Genomic DNA, 20,679 nt, shown 5'->3' on the forward strand with positions numbered 1-20,679 from the left:
GCGCCCACCCGGTCAGCGCGCCGGTCGCGTCGATCAGACTTCCCACACCGTTCACAACGACACCGCCTCGTAGAGCTTCCCGATTTCGTCCCGGCCCAGCACGCGCAGCGTGCCCGGCCGCTGATCGCCCAGTGCGACCGGTCCAATGTGGGTGCGCACCAGCGCGGTCACCGGGTGGCCGACCTCGGCCAGCAGGCGGCGCACGATGTGCTTGCGGCCCTCGTGCAGCACCACCTTCACCAGCGACTTGCCCTGGCCGACCTCGAGCACCTGGAACCGGTCCACCCTGGCGGGACCGTCCTCCAGCTCGACGCCGTCCTTGAGCAGCTTGCCGACCTCGCGGTTCTTGACCTCGCCGTTGACCGTGGCCAGGTAGGTCTTGGACACCTCGAAGGACGGGTGCATGAGCCGGTGCGCGAGATCGCCGTCATTGGTGAGCAGCAGCAGGCCCTCGGTGTCGGCGTCCAGGCGGCCGACGTGGAACAGCCGCTGCCCTGCCGCGATCCGCTCGGCGACGATGTCGCCCACGCACGGGCGGCCCATCTCGTCGGACATGGTCGACTGCCAGCCCTTGGGCTTGTTCAGCGCCAGGTACACCTGCTCGTCGCGGATCACCACGCGTACGCCGTCGACCCGGACCACCGCGGTCTGCGGGTCGATGCGCAGGCCCTGTTCGCGCACGATCTTGCCGTCGACCTCGATGCGACCGGCGTCGATCATCTCCTCGGCCGCGCGGCGCGAGGCCACACCGGCCTTCGCGAGGACCTTCTGCAGGCGCTCGCCCTCGCCCCAGGGCAGCTTCTTCGGACCGCGCTCCTCGAGGTCCACGTGCTGGTGACGCGCGGGCTTCGCATTGCTGATCAGCACGGGCGCGACGATCTTGCGCTCCGGCTTGGCGGCCTTCTTCTTGGCGGGAGTATTCGGGGAGGTGTGCGGAGCCAGCGGGCTACCGCCGCCGATCCGGCCGCGCGAGGCATTGCGGTCCTGGCCGAAACCGGAACGGTCGGAGCCGAATCCGGTGCGCGACTGGCCGCCACGGCTGTCGCCGCCACGCCCGCCACGCGAGTCGGAACCCCAATCACCGCGAGACTGGTTGCCGCGCGCGGAGTTTCCGTACGACGAGCCACCGCGCGAGGGCGCTCCACCGCGCGAACCGCCACCGCCCCACTGGCTTTCGCCACGCGAGCCGTAGCCTTCGCGCGAGCCCGAAGCGCCGCGCGAACCGTACGAGCCGGAACCGCCACGCGACGCACCGGTTCGGGAGTCGCCGTAGGAGCCGCCGCCACGGGAAGCGCCGCCGCGGGAGTCGCCGTAGCCGGAGCCGCCGCGGGAATCGCCGTACGAGCCGCCGCGGGATCCGCCGGAGCGCGAGTCGTAGGACCCGCTGCCGCCGCGTCCGCCGCCGTACGAGCCACTGCCGCCGCGCGAATCACTGCCGCCCCGCGAGTCGCCACGGGAATTTCCGCCCCACGAGGGCGAGTCACCGCGCGAGCCGCCGCGATTCGCGGAGCCGCCACGGGGGTTGGCGGAGCCTCCGCCGTACGAGCCGCCGCCTCGCGCGGACCGGTCGTCTCCGGTCCGGCCGCGGGCCGCGCGGGAACCGCTGGGCGGTTCGCTGCCACGTTTTCTACGATCCGGTGTGCCATCTCGGCGAGCGGGTGTATTCACGTTGTCCTATTTCAATCATCGGTACCGAGGTCGATATCGGCCTCGGCCGGTTTCTTCAGCCTGGTGTACCGGGGGTCGGTGTCCAGGCTCTCGTTGATCTCGTCGATCAGATCGACGCCCGGGAGCAGTGGAGCCAGCGGCGGTAGATCCGCCAGTGACGCAAGTCCGATCCGTTCCAGGAACAGCTCGGTGGTGATGTACAGAGTGCCGTTGGTCTCCGGGTCCGCTCCGGCCTCCGCGATCAGGCCCCGCGCCAGCAGGGTCCGGATCACGCCATCCACGTTCACACCGCGCACCGCACTCACGCGTGCTCGGGTAACCGGTTGACGGTACGCGATCACCGCCAGGGTTTCCAAAGCGGCGCGTGTGAGCTTCGACCGTGCGCCGTCCAACAGCATACGTTCCACATAGGGGGCGAATTCCGTCCGCGTGTAGTAGCGCCACCCGTCGCCGACGTACCTGAGATCCATGCCACTGCGCCGCGCGGTCAGCTCCGCCGACATCTCCCGCAGCGCGGTCTCCACCCGGATCGGATGATCCCGCAAAGCCGACGCCAGCAACTCCACCGGCGCAGGCGCATCCACCACCAACAGCATCGCCTCGAGCGCCGCCCGAAACTCGTCCTCCTCGAGCACCTCCTCGTCCTCGAACTCCTCGGCATCGACGCCCGGCCCGTCCGGCGCCACGACCTCCGCCCCAGGTTGAGAGACTTCAGCCACAGGCTCGGCAGCGCCAGTGATGGACTGGGAGGTATCAGCCACGGACGCCGGGCCGTCGTTCACGGACTCGGGCGCGTCAGCCGCGGGCTCCGTGGCGGCGGACTCGAGCATGGTCGCTTCGTCGGTGAGCACCGCACCCTCCGCCGGGGCCTCGACGCCCTCGGCCGTCGTTTCGACGCTTCCACCGCTGGGCTCGGTGACCTCGGCCTCGGACTTGGCGGCATTCGCCCCGGCTGCGCGGGCCTTCGCTGCCGCGGCCGCTTCGGCCACGATCCTTTCGGCCAGGGTCAGTTGGGACGCAGCCTGGTTGGCGGCGGCCGGGTCGTGCGCGTCGTCACCCAAGTTCTGCACCTCGGTCACCCGTAATCCTCTTCAATCGTCACCGGTTGGGCCGGTTGGTCTTCGAGCTCGCCGATCCAGCTGATGGAGAGCGGGCCCAGGGGGTCGGGCTGATCGAACTCGATGGTCTTGCCCCGGTAGAGTTCGAGCAGCGCGAGGAAGCGGGCCACGACCTGGATCGGCAGTTCGCAGTCGGCGCAGAGTTCGTGGAAGGTCGTCCAGCCGCCCGCGCCACGGCTTTTCAGCATCTCCAGCACCAGCGCGGCCTGTTCGGCGATCGAAATCGCATGGGCGTGGATGTGATCCAGCCCCACCCTCGGTTTCGGACGCGGCCGGAACACGGTGGCTGCGACCTCGGCGAACCCCGCGGCGTCCACCCCCAGCGTAACCTCCGGCAACAGCGCCAGATACCGCTCCTCCAGCGACACCGCGCGCGGATAGCGTTGCAGCGCCGCGGCCTCCAGTTCGCCCAGCAGCGCCGCGACCTGTTTGAAGGCGCGATACTGCAACAGCCGCGCGAACAGCAGGTCGCGGGCTTCGAGGAGCTCGAGGTCCTCCTCGTCGGAGACCTCGCCGGAGGGCAGCAGCCGGGCCGCCTTCAGATCCAGCAGGGTGGCCGCGATGAGCAGGAATTCGGTGGTCTGGTCGAGGACCTTGTCCGCGCGCAGCCCCTTTTCCTCCGAGAGCCGGGCGGTGAGCGCCTTGGTGTGGGCGATGAATTCGTCGGTGACCTTGTGCAGCGCGATCTCGGTGACGTCGAGCCGCCGCGAGCTGATGAGCTGCAGCAACAGGTCGAACGGGCCCTCGAAGTTGGCGAGCTTCAGGTGAAATTTGCCCGTTGCGTTCTGATCGTCCGGTGCCGCGGCAGTACCGCCGCCTGCGGCGATGCCGGCCAGGACCGGCGGGTCCGGATCTCCGGCGGGCAGGGTTGTATCCGCGTCCGCCGGGTCGTGCTCGGACGAATCGAGAGGATCGCTCAACGGCCCGACCGCTGGATTACTTCCCGGGCCATGGCCCGATAGGCTTCCGCGCCACCGGATTTCGGCGCCCAGGTGGTGATGGGCTCGCCGGCGACACTGGCGTCGGGGAAGCGGACGGTCCGCGAGATCACGGTGTCGTACACGAGGTCGCCGAACACCTCGACCACGCGCGTCATCACCTGACGTGAATGCAATAGGCGAGCATCGAACATGGTGACCACGATGCCGTACAGGGTCAGTTCCGGATTCAGCCGGTCCCGCACCTTCTCCACGGTGTCGTTGAGCAGGGCCAGGCCGCGCAGCGAGAAGTATTCGCACTCCATGGGAATGATGACGCCGTCGGCGCAGGCCAGGGCGTTCACGGTGAGCAGGCCCAGCGAGGGCTGGCAGTCGATCAGGATGTAGTCGTAGCGGTCGCGCAGCGGCGCGATGGCGCGGCCCAGGGTCTGCTCCCGGCCGACCTCGTTGACGAGCTGAATCTCCGCCGCCGACAGGTCGATATTGCTGGGCAGCAGATCCATGCCCTCGACCTTGGTGTTCATCAGCACGTCGTCGACATTGACCTTGCCGGGGCCGACGAGCAGGTTGTGCACGGTGACGTCCAGATCGTGGTGCGCCACACCGAGTCCCGCCGACAGCGCGCCCTGCGGATCCAGGTCGACCAGCAACACCTTTCGTCCGTATTCCGCCAGTGCCGCACCGAGATTGATGGTCGAGGTGGTCTTGCCGACGCCGCCCTTCTGATTGCACATGGCGACGATCAGGGCGGGTCCGCTGTGATCGGCTTCGTGGGGTTCCGGAATCTCGCGAACCGGGCGTCCGGTGGGGCCGAACTCCTTGCCGTCGGACACCACATCGGGTGCCTCCCACAGTGTTTGCGCGGCGGTTTCGATCCGCTGGCCCGCACCACCGGTAGTCGTCACGTCCGCTGCTCCTTCGACGTTCCTGCCCTTGCTCCGTGCACCGACCTGCCGTGGACGAAGCGCCCGGCCGCGTGTGCGACCGGGTCCCTCCTAGACGCTACCGCCTGTTCACACAAGACCAACGCTCGGACACGCACCCTAAACCTGCACTTCAGGGCGGGTAAGGGTGTCCTCGGTCGGACTGGTGTCCGGTCAGGAGCATTCTTCGCCTGTGGGACAGCAGGTTACGGCCTATGCACCAGGACTGCGGGAGATCAGCGGGGGTTTCCCCGAATCCTGTCCGATCCGGTCCACCCGATTCCCCTCCGGCTCGGTCGATTCCTCCCAGCGGAACCGCCTCGCCGTCGCCGCCCCCACACCGACCCGCCATCAACTCTGACGGCAACTGCCCACAATAGCCCCCGAGCTCCCGAGCGTGACCCACTCCGCATCACACAACCCCGCCGGCCGCGTGACGAACTCCGGACCCGGATGCTCGGCGCCGGAATCGCCACCGCGTCGACATCGGTATTTCGCGCCAGATCACCCGGCCTCAGCGCCGAGAACTCCGGCACCAGCCCGGTCACGAAGGTCTGGGTGGGTGGGGCTGTCGATCCGATCTCTTGCGGGGTGTAGCAGGTATGGTTCGGAGGAGGTTGCGGGGTGCGAAGGGCCGAATGTTGTTTGCGGGTACGGAATTCGCCGGTTATTTGATCGAGCGGCGGCTCGGTGGAGGCGGGATGGGGGACGTCTTTCTGGCCCGGCATCCGCGATTGCCTCGGCTGGTGGCGATCAAGCTGCTGGCGCGGGAGTTGGTGTCGCAGCGCGAGACCCGGTTCCGGTTCGAGCGGGAGGCCGAGCTGGTGGCCCGGCTGGATCATCCGAATATCGTTGCGGTGCATGATCGGGGGGTCGAGGGCGGGCGGCTGTGGATCGCCATGCAGTACGTGGACGGCGGGGACGCGGCGGCGCTGGACCCGTTCACCCTGCCCGCGCACGACGCGGTCCACATCATCGGCGAGACCGCCAAGGCGCTGGACTACGCCCATTCGATGGGGGTGATCCACCGGGATGTGAAGCCGGCCAATATTCTGCTGACCCGCTCGGTGCCGGGACAGGATCGGCGGATTCTGCTGACGGACTTCGGGATCGGGCGACTGCGCGACGACTCGGCGCAGATCACCCGGACCGGGATGCTGGCGGCGACGATCACCTACGCGTCGCCGGAGCAGCTGTCGGGGGCCGCGCTCGACGAGCGCTCGGATCAGTATTCGCTGGCGTGCACACTGTTCCGGCTGCTCACTGGATCGACGCCGTACCAGGCGGAGACCGCGGCGGCGGTCATCGCGGGGCACCTGCAGCATCCGGCGCCGCGGGTCACCGACCGGCGACCGGAGCTGCCCGCCGCCCTCGACGCGGTGCTGGCGCGCGGGCTGGCCAAACGACCGCAGGACCGCTTCGACTCCTGCCGTGCGTTCGCCGACGCTGCGCTGCGGGCACTGTCGGATGATTCCGATTCCACCATGCCGCCGCTGCGGGTGGCCGCCGCGTCACCCGTGACCACTCTCTTCGCCGGCGCCCGGGCCACGTCGACCGGACCGAGCGACAGCGTGTCGGCCACCATCACCCTGCCCCGGGCGGGCGAGGCCACCGTACTGGACGAGCCGTCGTCCCCACCGCCTCCGCCGCCCAACCGGAACGGCGGGCGCGGACGCTGGATCGCCGCCGGTGCGGCGGCGCTGGTCGTCGTGGTCGCGACTGCGGCCGGAATCGTCTGGGCGACACACGATTCCGGGCCGTCGAGGAGCACGCCCCCGGCGAACACCGGCGGCCCGTACGCCGCCGTGTACCCGGGTTTCGTGCCGCTCACCCAGATCGACGCCCTGGGTGACAAGGTCGCCTACCCCGTCTCGGTGGAGGACCCCGCGAACGACGGCCGGCTGCCGTGCAAGCCGGTCTCCATCGCCGCCGCGGTGCCCCTGACGGGCGCTGATACCGATGTCGCCCTGGGCCGCACGGTGATCGACGCCGTGCAGCTGGCCGTCGACCAGTTCGTCCAGGGTGGGAGCAGGGCCTGCCCGGTCGCCGTCCGGCGGTTCGACACCGCGGGCAGCCAGACGACGGCGGCGCAGATCGCCGAGCAGATCGCCGCGGAAACCTCGATCGTCGCGGTGATCGGTCCCACCCTGTCCCGCGAGGTGGTGGCGGCGGGCAAGACGTTCGACGCCGCCGGGCTGTCGTTTCTCACCCCGGCAGCGACGAATCCGCTACTGGCGCAGTCGGGTTGGTCCGGCTTCTTCCGCGGCCTGGCCAACGACAATGCGGAGGGTCCGGCGCTGGGCCGGTATCTGGCGAACACCGCGCGCTTCTCCCGGGTCTGTGTGGTGCGCGACAGTGACGGCGGATTCGGCGGCTCGCTCGCGGAATCGCTGACCACGGGGCTGGGCCCGGCCGCGCTCGCCGGGTGCCAGGTCAGCATCGACCCGGACGGCGATCCGGGTGACGCCGTGAACACCATCGCCGGGGCACACCCGGACGCGGTGTTCTACGCCGGGTACAAATCGGCCGCCGCCCAGCTGCTCACCAAGCTCAGGAGTACCGGTGTCACGGCGACTTTCGTGCTGGGCGACGGCAGCTACGACCCGGACTTCCGGACCCTCGCGGGTCCGGCGGCCACCGGCACCCTGGTGGCCTGTCAGTGTGGGGCGGCCACCGAACGCTTCGTCGGCGAGTACCGGTCCGCCACCGGTTCCGCCCCGACCGCGTATGCCGCCGAGGCCTACGACCTGACCGCGATCGTGTTGCGGGGCATCGTGTCCGGGCACGCGGGTCGCACGGAACTGCGGGCCTACCTGCACGGCTACAACGGCGACGGCATCGCCCACGCGTACAGCTGGGGCGCGACCGGTGAACTCGGCGATCCCCGGATCTGGTTGTACCGGATCTACTGATCCTGCTCGACATCCTGCTCGACCCGCTCGGGCCGCAGGCGTCGCAGCGCGATGATGGCGGCCAGGCATCCGGCCCCGAGGGCGATGGCCATCCAGGCGGCGCGGTCACCCGATTCGACGGCTCGGTTGGGATGCAGCGGGAACGCCTCGCAGCCACGGAATTCCAGCGTGAGCACGGCGGTCGGAATGAACAGCAGGCCGATCGCCAGCACGGTCCCGGCCGTGCCGCGGGTGGTGACCGCGCCGAAGCTGTACCCGGCCAGCGCGGCGATGGCGCAGCTGCCGATCAGCGCGCTCCACGAATCATCGTGCCGCGCGCCGGGAACCAGCAGCGCGAACACCCCGAGGCCGACGATCGCGACCGCGGCGACGACCGGCGCCGCGCGCCGCAGGCCCGTCGCCAGGCCGAGCGTCAGGACCGAGAGAATCGGCGCGAGCTTCCAATGTGCCTGGGCCGCGATGGCGATCGCACTGCCCGTCGCGGCGAGCGCCACCGCGAGCAGGGTGAGGGTGCCGTCGCGTTCCGGTAGCAGCAGTGCGGAGATCACCGCCGCCGCGAGCACCGCGAGCGTTCCGGCCACGATGACCGCGGCGTCGCTCGTCCCCGTGGTGAGCCGCTCCGACACTATGTCGATGGTGGTGACCACCACGGCCGCGGCGAGCACCGGCGCGAACGGCAGGTTCAACGCGGTGGGGTATGACGCCGCCCCCGCGCGCGGGCACAGGACCCAGCACACGGCCAGCAATCCCATTGTCGGTACGGTGACCCAGACCGGCGGCAGATCCACGAAGGCGCGTTCGAGCAGCGACAGGGTTCCCTGCTCGGCCGCGATGGTCTCGATGTGGTCGCCCACCGTGACGCCGATGAGTCCCCCGAGCAGGTATCCGATTGCGGGCGGCCGGTATTCGAGCGCCGCCGCGCCCGCCGCGCCGAGCAGCACCCCCGCCGCGATCGAATCGACGAAGTTGGCGGTGGCCATGGTCACGGAGGGGGTGGGCACCAGGTGGTCGGTGACCAGAATCAGTGTCGCGACCGTGGCTGCGCCCCAGGCGGTGCGAGAGCCGAACATGCGCACGCACACCGCGGCCAGCACCGCGACGATCACGCCCGCGGCCGTGGCCCGGGGCACTGTCACGCTCAGCAGCGTCATCTGCAGCGCCGACGAGTCGGCGGCGCACCCGGTGTCGACGGGCACGATGAGGGCCAGGCCCGCGATCGCGGCGGCGGCGCACGCGCCCACCGTGTCGAGGGCCGCGCGATACCGCTGCACGGGCGGCTCCCAAGGTCTGAAGCAACAGGTCAGTTACCGTTCAGCCACCGTAACAGCGCGCGCCTTCACCGGGGGTGGTGGCGGGCCGCCCAGTCGGCGGCGAAATCGCGGAACCGCCGCACCGCCTCCGACGGCGTGGCGGTCGCCGACCAGATCAATCCGACATCGCGGGACGCGCCCGCGTCGGCGAGCGGGACGACGGCCAGCCCCGGCGGCATCGGTTCCTCGGCGGGCACCAGCGCGACGCCGAGCCCGGCCGCCACCAGCCCGGAGACCGTCACCAGATCGCTGGACTCGAAGACGATGCGCGGCCGGATCCCGGCCGCCGCGCACAGTTCGTCGAAGATCCGCCGCATGCCGAATCCCGGATGCATGGTGATGAATTCGGCGTCGGCCAGCTCGGCCAGCCGGATCGGCCGCTGCCCGCTCTTGCCGGACGGCGCGGCCAGCCGGTGGTCGGACGGAACCGCCAGGACCAGCGGCTGATTCAGCAGGGTGCGCCACCCGATGCCGGGCTCGCCGGGCCGCGGCGACACCAGCGCCAGATCGGCCTCGCCGTCGAGCACCTGCCGGGTGATGACCTCGGCCGCGCCCTGATACAGCGTGAAGCCGACCCGCCCCGAGCCGCGCCGGAATTCGCCGATCAGCTGCGGGGCCAGCCGGCCGCCGAAGGAATGCAGGAACGACAGCCGGACCACCCCCTTGGCCGGATTGATGCGGTCGGCGACGGCCTGCTCCCCGGCGTGCAGTTCGGCGCGGGCGCGGCGGGCGTGCTCGTAGTAGAGGCGGCCGTACTCGTTGAGCCGGATCCGCTTGCCGTGCCGGTCGAACAGCGGGGTGCCGAGCCGCTGCTCGAGCCGGGCGAGCATGCGCGACAGCGTGGGCTGCGCCAGGTGCAGGCGATCCGCGGCCGCGCTGACGTTCTCCGTTTCGGCGAGTGTCGTGAACCACTCCAGGTCCGAGCCGAGCACGTCGCCTCCTCACTATATGTCGGCATTGCATGAGTACTCCAATAATCATGCATTTCCGTTCTAAGTGCCAGCGTCGCACCCTGGATCCCGACCCCGTACCGAGAGGATCCGATGACTACCGTGCAAGGGACCACCAGCACCGCCGCGTCAGGGCCGACCGGTACGGCGACACCGCCACCGATCGGTACGGCAGCGCAGGAGCTGACCAGCGTGGCCACGCAGGGGCCGACCGGTACCGCCGGGCCCGCCCGGCCTGGGCACGCACACGAGAAGCGGGTCACCGCAGCCCTTTTCGCAGCCGGGCTGACCACGTTCGCGGCCATGTACTCCACCCAGTCGCTGCTGCCGAGCCTGTCGGCCGCCTTCGCGGTCCCGCCCGCGCACGCGGCCCTCGCCGTCTCGCTGACCACGGGTTTTCTTGCGCTGGCCATCATTCCGGCGGGTGCGCTGTCGGCGCGGATCGGCCGCACCCAGGTGATGATCGGTTCGGCGGTGGTGGCCTCGGCGCTGGGTCTGCTGCTGCCGCTGTGCCCGACCCTCGACACCCTGCTGGCGGTGCGGGCCGTGCAGGGCGTTTCGCTGGCGGGCGTGCCCGCGGTGGCCATGGCGTATCTGGCCGAGGAGATCGGGGCGGCCGGACTCGGCGCGGCCATGGGCGTCTATATCGCCGGGACCACCATCGGCGGGCTGGCGGGCCGGTTGATTCCCTCGCTCGCCCTTGGGCTGACCTCGTGGCGCTGGGCGGAGCTGGCGGTCTCGCTGGCCGCCGCGGTGTGCACGGTCTGGTTCGCGTGCACCCTGCCGCCCTCGCGCGGATTCGCCGCGCGCCCGGCCGGTTTCGGCACCATGGTCGGCGATCTCACGGCGCAGCTGCGGCATCGCGGCCTGATCGCGCTCTTCGGTCTGGCCTTCCTGCTGATGGGCAGCTTCGTGTCGGTCTACAACTTCCTGGGCTACCGCCTGACCCATCGTCCCTTCGAATTGCCGGCGGCCCTGGCCGGATCGGTGTTCGTGCTGTACCTCGCCGGGACGGTCGCCTCGGCGTACACCGGCAGGCTCGCCGATCGTCGCGGACATGCGCGGGTCCTCACCGCCGCGGTGGCATTGATGGCCCTCGGTGCGCTGATCACCATCCCCGATCACCTGACCACGGTGCTGATCGGCATCCTGCTGTTCACCACCGGGTTCTTCGCCGCGCACACCACGGCCAGCGCGTGGGTGGGCACGCTGGCCGAAAATCGCGGCGCGGCATCGTCTCTCTATATGTTCGCGTACTACCTGGGCAGCGCGGTGGTCGGCAGCGCGGCCGGGATCGCGTACGCGACCGGCGGCTGGGCCGGCCTGGTGGCCTGTGTGGCAGCGCTTTTCCTGCTCGCGGCGCTGCTGCTGGTCTCGCTGGTCACGGCTGGTCGGCCGGCGCGGGATCGGCGCTGATTTCGGTATCGGTGTCCGCGCACGCCGGATCCGGGCTGTCCTCGGTGACCTCGGCGCACACCGGCGGTACCGCCGGGGGATCGGTGTGGACCTCGATCGGCGCGGGCGCGGGCGCGTGCTCGGCCGGACCGGCCACGGCGGGCACCGCGAGGTAGACGAAGGCAGTGGTCAGCCCGGCGAGGACGAGAACCATGGCCCCGGCCGCCAGCGTGGGGAGGGCGGTGGTGGAACGTGCCCACGCGACAACAGCCATACCCCTCACCTCCTCGCAGCAGGACGACGATGCGTCTATCTCTCATCGCGTCGTAACGCGAGCTGCCCGCACCGGCCGTGCGGGCCTCATGAGGCCATGGTCAGGTTCGGCTAAGGGCCGGTCAAGCGGTAGCGGGGTCCATTTGCACGATGTTTACGTACGGTCGACACGAGCCTGTGCCGTTCCCGCCCAGCGCAATCCGGCGGTGACCGGAATCAGGCTCCGGTGTGGCTGTCGATGAAGACCTGGTAACCGTCCAGCAGCCGATCCAGGGCGAAGCTGAAATCGGCTTCCTCCCAGTGCATGTCGTCGGTGTCGAAGGCGCGGTTGCCGAGGGCGGCACTGATGATGGGGAAGCGCCCGGGGTCGAGCACCGCGGTCAGGATGGCGGTGAAGTCCTGGTCCTGATTGTCCTGCTGGATGGTGTCGCGCAGGAAGCGGGTGCGGCCGATGACATAGATCGAAAGGTTCACCAGCAGTTGCAGTTTGAGCGGTTCGGCGAGGTCGAGACCGGATAGCACGCGCATGCCCGCCTCGAGCCAGGCCATATTGTTCGGGCCCAGCGGGGGCGAGGTCATGGGGATGTCCAGCCACCAGTCGTGGGCGCGGATGGCGTGGAACTCGGCCCAGGCCCAGGCTTCCAATCCGGCGCGCCAGCCGTCGGCCGGCAGGTCCGGGGTCACGTCGAAGATGCGGTCGTGCAGCAGCTCGACGAGGGTGTCCTTGCTGTCGACGTACCGGTAGAGCGACATCGTGGTGAACCCGAGCTCCTTGGCGACCCGGGCCATGGACAGCGCGGCATAGCCCTCGGCGTCGGCGACCCGCACGGCGGTGTCCAGGATCTGATCGAGGCTCAGCCCGCGCTTGGGTCCACGGCTGCCCGTGTCGTCCAGATCCCACAGCAGCTTCACCGCCTTGGGCAGGACTCGTTCGTCGGGCCCCTTCATCTGACCTCCTGTCGTTGTTCCGCCTCCATCTTGCGCCATCTCGGAAACTGTGTAGCCTATAAACAGAGTGTACGACATAAACAGTTCTAGATCGGAGCCGCTCCATGACCACATCCAGACCCGAAGCCGCCATCGCGGTCACCGGGCTCACCAAATCCTTCGGTGATCAGCCCGTGCTGCGAGGCATCGACGTGACCGTGCCCGCCGGTACGGTGTTCGCCCTGCTCGGCCCGAACGGCGCGGGCAAGACCACCGTGGTACGCATCCTCACCACGCTGAACCAGCCCGATGGGGGACAGGTGCGGGTGGGCGGCCACGATCCGGTGCGCGAGCCGGACGCGGTGCGCGCGGCCATCGGCGTCACCGGGCAGTTCGCGGCGGTGGACGAGATCCTCACCGGCGCCGAGAATCTGCGCCTCATGGGGCGCTTGCTGCATCTGGGCTCCAGCGAAACCGGCAGGCGCACAGCGCGATTGCTGGAACAGTTCGATCTCACCGATGCCGCGGGCAAGCGCGCGGGGTCCTATTCCGGCGGTATGCGCCGCCGCCTCGACATCGCCATGAGCCTGATGGGAAGGCCGCGCATCGTATTCCTCGACGAGCCCACCACCGGCCTGGATCCGCGCAGCCGCCGCGAGTTGTGGCGGGTGATCCGGGGTCTGGTCGCCGACGGCGTGACCATCTTTCTCACCACCCAGTACCTGGAGGAGGCCGACCAATTGGCCGACCGTATAGCAGTTCTCGACGCCGGGCGCATTGTCGCCGAGGGTAGTGCGGCGGAGCTGAAACGGCTGGCGCCGGGCGGCCACCTGCGACTCGGCTTCGCCGACGAGCACGGCCTGGCCGCGGCCGCGCGGGCCCTGCCCGGGGCCGAACCGGATACCGAGCAGCTGGCGCTACGAGTGCCCTCGGACGGCAGCGTCGGCGATATCCGCAAGCTGCTCGACCATCTCGACGACCATGCCGTGGCCATCGGCGAATTGGCCATCCACACACCGGATCTCGACGATGTCTTCTTCGCGCTGACCGGTGCCACCGTGAAAGGCGCTGCGTGATGGGCACTCTCGTGTACTCGGTCCAGGACTCGGCCGCCATGGTCGGGCGCAATCTGCGCCACACCCTGCGCAGTCCGGACACCATGATCATGACCATCGCGGTGCCGGTGACCATCCTGCTGATGTTCGTCTACGTTTTCGGCGGCGCGATGAATGTCGGCGGCTCCTACATGGACTATGTGGTGCCTGGAATCCTGCTGCTGTGCGCGGGTTTCGGCTCGGGCGCCACGGCCGTGGCGGTGGCCACCGACCTGCACAGCGGCATCGTGGACCGGTTCCGGGCCATGGCGGTCTCCCGCAGCGCGGTCCTGACCGGGCACGTGCTGGAGAGCGTGCTGCGCAATCTGCTCACCACCGGGGTGGTGGTGCTGGTGGCGGTGGCGCTCGGCTTCCGCCCGACCGCGGATCCGCTGCGCTGGCTCGCGGTGGCCGGCATGCTGGCATGCTTCGTGCTGGCGCTGTCCTGGGCGGCCGCCGCCCTGGGCCTGCTGGCCTCCAATCCCGAAGCGGCCAACGGCTTCATGTTCATCTTCATGTTCCTGCCGTACGTCAGCAGCGCGTTCGTGCCGACCCACACGCTGCCGAGCTGGCTGCGCGGCTTCGCCCAGCATCAGCCGGTCACCTCGATCGCCGAGACGGTGCGCGGGCTGCTGATGGATACCCCGGTAGGGGACTCCGCCCCGGCCGCACTGGCCTGGTGTGCGGGCATCGCCCTGATCGGCTATCTGGGCGCGGGCGCGTTGTTCCGTCGCAAGGCACACTGAGATATGTATACGCTGATATGCGCATCTTGGCATGAAAGTTCCGTATGTCCGCTTCCGGCCTGACGGAACGACGAAAAAGCAGGGCACCGAGGATCTCGGTGCCCTGCGCAGTCTGCCGGGCACCCGGGATCGCGCACGCCGCTCACCGCCGGCGCAGCACCGCGACCAGCACTGCCACCAAGGTGAGCAGCAAGATGGCCGAGCCGATCCAGATCTCGGTGCGGCTGTAGTCCGGAACCTGGTCCGGTACCGAGCCCGTGGCCAGCAGGATCGCCCCCAGGTGGCCGGCCGGGCCAGCTATCGTCACCATGATCGGCACATCCTTCCGAATCGCCGTGACCCGGATCGCCCTCGCTGTGAACGTCGCGTCCGGGGCACTCCCGCCATGGTCGATCCGATCGCGCCGCCGGGCAAGCACCGCCGCGTAAGGATTTCGTCCTGAATCGGATGAGTGTTGGGATTCGCACACTCTATACCAAGCAAACGCTTGGGTTTGATAACGTCGGTGGGGCAGGAGGACGGTGACGGGCATCTGTCGCAACGCAGCGACGTCCGTACGCTGAACCGGACCGCGCATGCGCGGCCGTCGGAGCTATCAATGGGGATGTGACCCGGGGGCAATTCAATTCGGCTCGACGTTGTTCGACGACGTGGGGCGTCGTTGCGTGCCGCCCGTCCCCGGCATGGCAACCGACAGGAATGGCTCATGACCGAAACCAAGGTAATTCCCGACCCGAACCACCCGCTGCTGCCCCTGGCGCGGGCCTACACCGACTACTTCACCCCGACGGTCACCGGGCTGGAGAATCTGCCCGCGTCCGGCCCGGCCCTGGTCATCGGCAACCACTCGTCCATCTACTGGGCCCCCGAGGTGTGGATCACCTTCATGGCCATGCTGGAGCGCCGTCCGGACGAGCCCAGCTACGGCGTCGCGCACGACATCCTTTTGCGCGCACCGATTCTCGGCGACAGCCTGCGCCAGTTCGGCGTCATCGCGGCCTCGCGCGAGTCGGCGGCCAAGGGGCTCAAGGACGGTGGCGCGGTCATGGTGTACCCCGGCGGCGACTGGGAGGCGTGCCGCCCGTGGACCGATCGCGGCAAGATCGACTTCGCAGAGCGCAAGGGCTTCGTGCGGCTCGCCCTCGAAATGGGTGTCCCGGTGATCCCCGCGGTCGCCAATGGCGGCCACGACTCCATCTTCGTGCTCAGCCGCGGTGAGCGCACCGCACGGCTCCTGCAGCTCGACAAGCTGGTGCGCGCCAAGGTGTTTCCGTACACCCTCGGCCTGCCGTTCGGCGTCGCGCCGATTCTGCCGCAGTTGCCGCTGCCCGCCTCGGTGACCGTCAGCTTCCTGCCCGCACTGGACTGGTCGGTCGAGCCGGGCGATCCGGAGGACGCCGACCTGGTCGACGAGTACTACACCAGGTCCGTCCGCACCATGCAGACCGAGCTGGACCGGCTGCGTGCCGAGACGCCGAACCCGGTGGCCGCCGGGATCAAGAAGCATGTGGCCGGACTTCCCGGGCCGCTGAAGGGCCTGGCCGATCTGCTATAGCCGGACCGCTCTGTCATAGGGGGACAGCGGATTTCGTCGTATGAGCCAGCGGCCGATGCCGGGTGCGAACCTCCACGTCGCACCCGGCATTCGCGTCCCGCGGCCGGGTGTGTCGGCGTGTGGTCGCAGGAACTGCTGCACACCGCGGGCCTCTCGGCGGTCCAGAATGCCTCTGCCGCACCGATTCTCGACGCCATGCGCACCGAGGTGAACTACGGCCAGTATCTCGACCTGCTCACCACCGGCCGCCCCACCCGCGACCTGGACCGGGCGCTCGAGATCATCCCGTATAAGACGGCGGCCTACACCGTGGAACGGCCGCTCCAACTGGGCGCCGCGCTGGCTGGGGCCGGACCCGAGGTGGCGTGGGCACTCTCGTCCTACGGGCGCCCTTTGGGCGAGGCGTTCCAGCTTCAGGACGACCTGCTCGGGGTCTACGGTGACCCGGCGGAGACCGGCAAATCCAACATCGACGATCTTCGCGAGGGCAAGCACACCGCGCTGCTCGCACTCGCCCTGCGACACGCGTGCCCCGAGCAGCGCGCCCAGCTCGACGCCCTGGTCGGCAATGCCGGACTGGACCTGCACGGGGCCGAACTCTGTCGCGAGATCCTCAGCGCCACAGCGCGTCCCACGGTGGAACGGATGATCCGTGAGCGCTGGTTGCTCGTGCAGCGGACCCTCGCCCACGCCCCGTTTCCGGCCGCCGCGGTGTCCGGGCTGCGTAGCATCGCCGACGCCGTCATCGCGCGCACCTCCTAGCCGCGCTCCCGATCAGGCCCCGGGTCCCGCCCGGCGCTGCGACCCCGATCGCGCCCGCCGGTGTGGTTAACTCGCGGCAAGCGCCGGGCGGGCGACGGCCCGGACCCCGACCCGGGCGTCCGGAACGCATCCGCCCTCCCCGGCGTTGCCTCAGGGAGCCGAGAGGGTGGAAAGCATGGTGCGCCTTGTGCATTCGGTAGTCCCCGCGATCGGGGCGGCGGGGGCGCTGGCGGTCGCCCTCGTAGTGCCGCCCCTGCTGTCGTCGGCGGTACCGGTTCGCGAGACCGAGGTGGCGGCGGGGACCAGTATCAAGATCATCGCGACCGGGATCGGCGCCGTGCACGGCGCCGCGAATCCCGCCAACGCCATGGTCTTCCTGGCGCCCGAGCAGATGCGGCGGCGGGCCACCGGCGACGAATCCATCGCCGTCCTGACCTCCGACAGCGGCGACCAGCGGGTGTCGGTGTCGGTGGTCGACGGCATCACCGACTTCGCCACCGCCGCCCCGCGCATGCTGCTGCCGCTGCGCGCGGCCGGGGTCACCGTGCGCTTCGACGGTGGAGCGGTCGATGTCGGCGACTTCCACGGGCTCACCTGCGTGCTGCCCGACACCACCGGCGGAGTGTGCGCGGTGGCCAGCAGCGGGGACGTGGGCGTGACCGTCACGGCCACCGGAACCACCCGCGAAGCCGGACTCCGGATGATCGCGGACGTGCTGAACTCGAGCAAGGCGGTCGAGGCATGAGCGGTCAAGCCCGGAGGCGCCGCTCCACCTCCCTACGCTTGCGCAGCATAACCAAGGAGGGCTCCGCTCAGGCCGGAAAGGATGCGGCATGAGCTGGTTCCAGCCGCGCTCGCTGCTGTTCTGGGTGTACTGCCTGGCCGTGATGGCCGGGCCGCTGCTGTTCGTGCTGCAGGCCGCCGGGCAGGTGTGGTTCGCGGGCGCGGCCGCTCTCGCCGCCCTGCCGATCACCGCCCTCACCCTGCTGGTCATCGGCCGAATCCTGTTCGCGCTGGACCTCTTCCGGGCCCGCCGCCACCTGGTCGCCCCCATGGTGATGGGCGCGATCTGGGGTGCCACGGTGTGGACCGGGCTGGCCATGTGGGCCAACGACCACGTGAGTCGCGCCATCGCCAACCTGTTCGGCGACCGCTTCGCGGTCAATTGGAGCGCCGCCATCACCGCGCCCATCGACGAGGAGTACATCAAGGCCATCGGCATCGCCGTGGTCGCGCTGCTGTTCCGGGGCCGGATGACCCGGCCCATGCACGGCCTGCTGCTCGGCGCGGCGGTCGGGCTGGGCGCGCAGATCGCCGAGGACTGTCTCTACAGCACCCAGACCGCACTGTCCTCCCCGCAGGATCCGGTGGTGGACGTGATCCTGGTGGCGGTGCTGCGACTTTTCACCGCACTGACCTCGCACTGGGCCATGTCGGCGCTGGCCGGTGTCGGCATCGTGCTGCTGATCAGCCGCACCGACCGGTCGTGGTTCTGGCGGCTTGGCGTTTTCGCGCTGTTCTACGGGCTGGCCGTCACCATGCACGTCCTCTTCGACGCCCCGCGCCCGCCCGGTCCGGCGCTGTTGTCGACCTATCTGCCCATCCTCATCGACCTGGTCATCTTCGCCGTCGCCTACGCCTGGGTGCTGACCACCGAGCGGCGCTGGTTCCGGGCGCTCATCGCCAGCCCGGCCGCCCGCACCGTCGGCACCGAAGCCGGGCTGGCGCCCCTGCTCACCTATCACCGCCGCCGCAAAGCCCGTGCCGCGCTGCGTCATTCGACCGGATGGTCGCGCAGGCAGGCCCTGGTCTACGAGCGCGGGCTGCTGGACCGGGTCACGGATCTGGATTCGGTTGCGCCACAGCAAACTCCGCTGCCCCAGTGGTACGGGCCGGGGCCGGGCGGCATACCCGGTAGCGCGGGCGCGCGTCCCGGCTGGTAGCGCAGTTTCTGCGTGCCGGTGACCAGTGCATAGTCGACTGGACGCTAGCGTGAGTCAGTATGAGTGAGGGTCGGACGCCGCCCATCGAGCCCGGGCGAGAGCGGGCGAGGGAGCTGTTGGAGCGCAGACAGCAAGCGCTGTGCAACTATCTCGACGCGAGCGCTGATATCGCCACCACCCGCATTCGCGCCAATCTGACCGGCTGGCAACGCTGGCTGCAGCAGCTGCCCGGCTCCCCGGTCGCCCGTGCCACCGCCCGCCGCGACGCCCTGTTCCGCGAGCTGGCCGTGCACGGCGTCGGCGCCGACGACCATCGCTGGGGCGTGCTGTCGGGCGCCTTCGTGCGCAGCCTCGGCGCGTCCTTCTGCCTCGAGGACACCCTCGCCGACCTGACCCTGCGCTACGGCGACAATGCCCCGCACTGGGCCCGCCGCCTGCCCGCCCTGACCCACGCCACCGAGCAGGCCCGGCCCATGGCCGCGGTCGGCGACCGGGCGGTCGTCGCCGAGCTCACCGAGGAGGTGCTGGCCCTCGCGCGCACCGCTCCCGACGAGGCCGCGCGGCAACGGCTGTCCGACCACCTGCCCGGCGTGCTGAGACCGGTGCCCTTCGACATCGGATCCCTGCGCCGCGCCGACCCGCTGGTCGAGGTGGTGTTCGATATCTACGCCGACACCATCAAGCTCGACAACATCACGGTGAATCCGGAACTGCGCGGCACCGGCCTGGGCACCGCGGTCCTGCAGCACCTGTGCCGCGCCGCCGACGCCCACCACCTCTACATCGTCGGCCAGCTGGTGCCGACCTTCCGCGACGACGATTCCGCGGTCCCCATCCTCGCCGCCTGGTGCCGCCACCACGGCTTCACGGTCAACGAACGGCTGGGCGGCCGCATCGCGCGCTCACCGATGAGCGTCCCCGACCCCGCCACCCCGATGACGAACCAGGACAAGCGGTAGCGACCCCGGAAAACAGCAGCGCCGCATGCCGATCGACGGCATGCGGCGCTCGCGAATCGTGACTCAGGCGGGAATGCCCATACCCGAGGCCAGCAGCGGCCACGAGTCGTGCAGGGCGGTCTCCCAGTACGGCCAGTAGTGGGTGCCCACCGGGTCGAACTGGTAGGTCGCCGGGATATTGATCGAGTCCAGCTTGTCCTTGAGGTTGTGGGTGCAGGCGTTGACGCCGCCCTCGATGATCATGCCCAGCGCCAGGTTGATGTCACCCTGCGGGCCGGGTGCGGACTTGGTGTAGTACTCGACGTCCTTCATCAGCGGAATGCCGCTGCCACTGGAGATGTAGAGCTGGGTGCCGCGCAGCTTCTCGGCATTGATGACCGGGTCGTTGGCGGTCCACAGCGGGCTGTTGTCGGGACCGTACATGTTCTCGGTCTTGCCGCCAGCCCAGGTCTCCACGGCGAACTTGAGGAACTGCTTGCCCATCGGGTCGGCGATCTGCGCGCACCCGCTGTAGGCGGCCACCGACTTCCACAGACCGGGCTGGGCCTCGGCCAGCTGCAGCACCGAGGTGCCGGAGGTGGACAGGCCGGCCAGGGCATTGAGGCCGGTGGAGCCGAGCGCGGCATCGAGCAGCGGCGGCAGTTCCTGGGTGAAGAACGTCGTCCACTTGTTGCGCCCGAGCTGCGGGTCGTCCTTGATCCAGTCGGTGTAGTAGCTGCCGCGGCCACCGATCGGCTGGATCACATTGACCTGCTTGTCGGCCAGGAAGCCGAGGGCATTGGTCTGGGCGTTCCAGCTGGCGGTGCCCAGGCCGCCGTCGAGGCCGTTGAGCATGTACAGGTTCGGCGCGGACTGCGACTCGTCGGCCGGACGCTGCACGTCCACGGGGATGTCCTGGCCCATGGCCGCGGAGTAGACCTTCAGATGCCAGGTCCGTCCATCCTTCTGGATGGAGCTGATGGCCGAAGGCTTGTCCGGGTCGGCCGAGCCGGTGCCGGTGGCCAGGGCCACGGACAACGCGGCGGTCAGCGCGACGGCGGCGGTCCGCAGGGCGGTCCTATTACGTAGTGCAGAGAGCTTCATCGAACAGCTGATTCCAGTCCTCGGGCCACGCTCGGCCTCATCGTCGATCCGTGCCGGGGCCCCGGCCGATCCGGTTCCCCCGACACGCTATGTCTTGTGTCAAGGCAAAACTGTTACCTGACA

Annotated in this window: 18 protein-coding genes and 1 pseudogene; 9 read left to right on the forward strand and 10 right to left on the reverse strand. The window is 69.7% G+C overall.

Features of this window, described 5'->3' with window-relative positions; all coding sequences use genetic code 11:
• Nucleotides 1-51: 51 nt before the first annotated feature.
• The 4 genes and pseudogenes from AB0L60_RS37150 to AB0L60_RS37165 all read right to left on the reverse strand — a co-directional run.
• Nucleotides 52-909: pseudogene (locus AB0L60_RS37150) on the reverse strand (pseudouridine synthase); the annotation flags it as partial.
• A gap of 770 nt (nt 910-1,679) precedes the next feature.
• Nucleotides 1,680-2,498 (reverse strand): SMC-Scp complex subunit ScpB, encoded by an 819-nt coding sequence (scpB, locus tag AB0L60_RS37155; protein WP_364624304.1) that lies wholly within the window; start codon nt 2,496-2,498, stop codon nt 1,680-1,682.
• A gap of 245 nt (nt 2,499-2,743) precedes the next feature.
• Entirely contained in the window at nt 2,744-3,613 is an 870-nt protein-coding gene (locus tag AB0L60_RS37160) for a segregation/condensation protein A (RefSeq protein WP_364624306.1), read from the reverse strand.
• Between the two features lie 89 nt (nt 3,614-3,702).
• Complete coding sequence (locus AB0L60_RS37165) at nt 3,703-4,578, reverse strand: ParA family protein (RefSeq protein ID WP_364624308.1); 876 nt, start codon at nt 4,576-4,578, stop codon at nt 3,703-3,705.
• 707 nt (nt 4,579-5,285) lie between these two features.
• On the opposite strand from AB0L60_RS37165, the gene AB0L60_RS37170 reads away from it, so the two are divergent.
• A complete protein-coding gene (locus tag AB0L60_RS37170; protein WP_364624196.1) occupies nt 5,286-7,559 on the forward strand; it encodes a bifunctional serine/threonine-protein kinase/ABC transporter substrate-binding protein in 2,274 nt (757 codons plus the stop codon).
• Here AB0L60_RS37170 and AB0L60_RS37175 read toward each other — a convergent pair.
• Together AB0L60_RS37175 and AB0L60_RS37180 are read right to left on the reverse strand one after the other, a co-directional pair.
• The gene (locus tag AB0L60_RS37175) at nt 7,553-8,830 is read right to left on the reverse strand and encodes a hypothetical protein (RefSeq protein WP_364624198.1); all 1,278 of its coding nucleotides are present in this window, start codon (nt 8,828-8,830) and stop codon (nt 7,553-7,555) included. The two genes, AB0L60_RS37170 and AB0L60_RS37175, sit on opposite strands and share 7 nt — an antisense overlap.
• A gap of 65 nt (nt 8,831-8,895) precedes the next feature.
• Entirely contained in the window at nt 8,896-9,801 is a 906-nt protein-coding gene (locus AB0L60_RS37180; RefSeq protein ID WP_364624200.1) for a LysR family transcriptional regulator, read from the reverse strand.
• A 111-nt stretch (nt 9,802-9,912) separates the two neighbouring features.
• Between AB0L60_RS37180 and AB0L60_RS37185 the strand changes: the two genes are divergently transcribed.
• Nucleotides 9,913-11,235, forward strand: coding sequence for an MFS transporter (locus tag AB0L60_RS37185; protein WP_364624202.1), 1,323 nt, complete (start codon nt 9,913-9,915; stop codon nt 11,233-11,235).
• On the opposite strand, the gene AB0L60_RS37190 is transcribed toward AB0L60_RS37185, so the two are convergent.
• Nucleotides 11,201-11,488, reverse strand: coding sequence for a hypothetical protein (locus AB0L60_RS37190; RefSeq protein ID WP_364624204.1), 288 nt, complete (start codon nt 11,486-11,488; stop codon nt 11,201-11,203). The genes AB0L60_RS37185 and AB0L60_RS37190 overlap by 35 nt on opposite strands.
• Before the next feature lie 215 nt (nt 11,489-11,703).
• The gene (locus AB0L60_RS37195) at nt 11,704-12,435 is read right to left on the reverse strand and encodes a TetR/AcrR family transcriptional regulator (RefSeq protein WP_364624206.1); all 732 of its coding nucleotides are present in this window, start codon (nt 12,433-12,435) and stop codon (nt 11,704-11,706) included.
• Nucleotides 12,436-12,539: 104 nt separating this feature from the next.
• Between AB0L60_RS37195 and AB0L60_RS37200 the strand changes: the two genes are divergently transcribed.
• Both AB0L60_RS37200 and AB0L60_RS37205 read left to right on the forward strand, forming a co-directional pair.
• Nucleotides 12,540-13,490: an ATP-binding cassette domain-containing protein gene (locus AB0L60_RS37200; protein ID WP_364624208.1), complete on the forward strand. Its 951-nt coding sequence runs from the start codon at nt 12,540-12,542 to the stop codon at nt 13,488-13,490.
• Entirely contained in the window at nt 13,490-14,254 is a 765-nt protein-coding gene (locus AB0L60_RS37205) for an ABC transporter permease (RefSeq protein WP_364624210.1), read from the forward strand. Before AB0L60_RS37200 ends, AB0L60_RS37205 begins: the two co-directional genes overlap by 1 nt.
• Nucleotides 14,255-14,396: 142 nt before the next feature.
• Here AB0L60_RS37205 and AB0L60_RS37210 read toward each other — a convergent pair whose 3' ends face one another.
• A complete protein-coding gene (locus tag AB0L60_RS37210; RefSeq protein ID WP_364624212.1) occupies nt 14,397-14,564 on the reverse strand; it encodes a hypothetical protein in 168 nt (55 codons plus the stop codon).
• 396 nt (nt 14,565-14,960) lie between these two features.
• Here AB0L60_RS37210 and AB0L60_RS37215 point away from each other — a divergent pair, with 396 nt between their 5' ends.
• The 5 genes from AB0L60_RS37215 to AB0L60_RS37235 all read left to right on the forward strand — a co-directional run bounded on the left by AB0L60_RS37215 (nt 14,961) and on the right by AB0L60_RS37235 (nt 19,473).
• Nucleotides 14,961-15,809: a lysophospholipid acyltransferase family protein gene (locus AB0L60_RS37215; RefSeq protein ID WP_364624214.1), complete on the forward strand. Its 849-nt coding sequence runs from the start codon at nt 14,961-14,963 to the stop codon at nt 15,807-15,809.
• 117 nt (nt 15,810-15,926) lie between these two features.
• Nucleotides 15,927-16,571: a polyprenyl synthetase family protein gene (locus AB0L60_RS37220; protein WP_364624216.1), complete on the forward strand. Its 645-nt coding sequence runs from the start codon at nt 15,927-15,929 to the stop codon at nt 16,569-16,571.
• A gap of 175 nt (nt 16,572-16,746) precedes the next feature.
• Nucleotides 16,747-17,316 (forward strand): hypothetical protein, encoded by a 570-nt coding sequence (locus tag AB0L60_RS37225; RefSeq protein WP_364624218.1) that lies wholly within the window; start codon nt 16,747-16,749, stop codon nt 17,314-17,316.
• A gap of 88 nt (nt 17,317-17,404) precedes the next feature.
• Nucleotides 17,405-18,514: a PrsW family intramembrane metalloprotease gene (locus AB0L60_RS37230; protein WP_364624220.1), complete on the forward strand. Its 1,110-nt coding sequence runs from the start codon at nt 17,405-17,407 to the stop codon at nt 18,512-18,514.
• Nucleotides 18,515-18,573: 59 nt separating this feature from the next.
• Nucleotides 18,574-19,473 (forward strand): GNAT family N-acetyltransferase, encoded by a 900-nt coding sequence (locus AB0L60_RS37235; RefSeq protein WP_364624222.1) that lies wholly within the window; start codon nt 18,574-18,576, stop codon nt 19,471-19,473.
• 63 nt (nt 19,474-19,536) lie between these two features.
• On the opposite strand, the gene AB0L60_RS37240 is transcribed toward AB0L60_RS37235, so the two are convergent.
• On the reverse strand, nt 19,537-20,556 hold the full coding sequence (locus tag AB0L60_RS37240) for an alpha/beta hydrolase family protein (RefSeq protein ID WP_364624224.1): 1,020 nt from the start codon (nt 20,554-20,556) through the stop codon (nt 19,537-19,539).
• Between the last annotated feature and the right edge of the window lie 123 nt (nt 20,557-20,679).

The organism is Nocardia sp. NPDC051981 (assembly GCF_040680715.1).
GTDB lineage: Bacteria > Actinomycetota > Actinomycetes > Mycobacteriales > Mycobacteriaceae > Nocardia.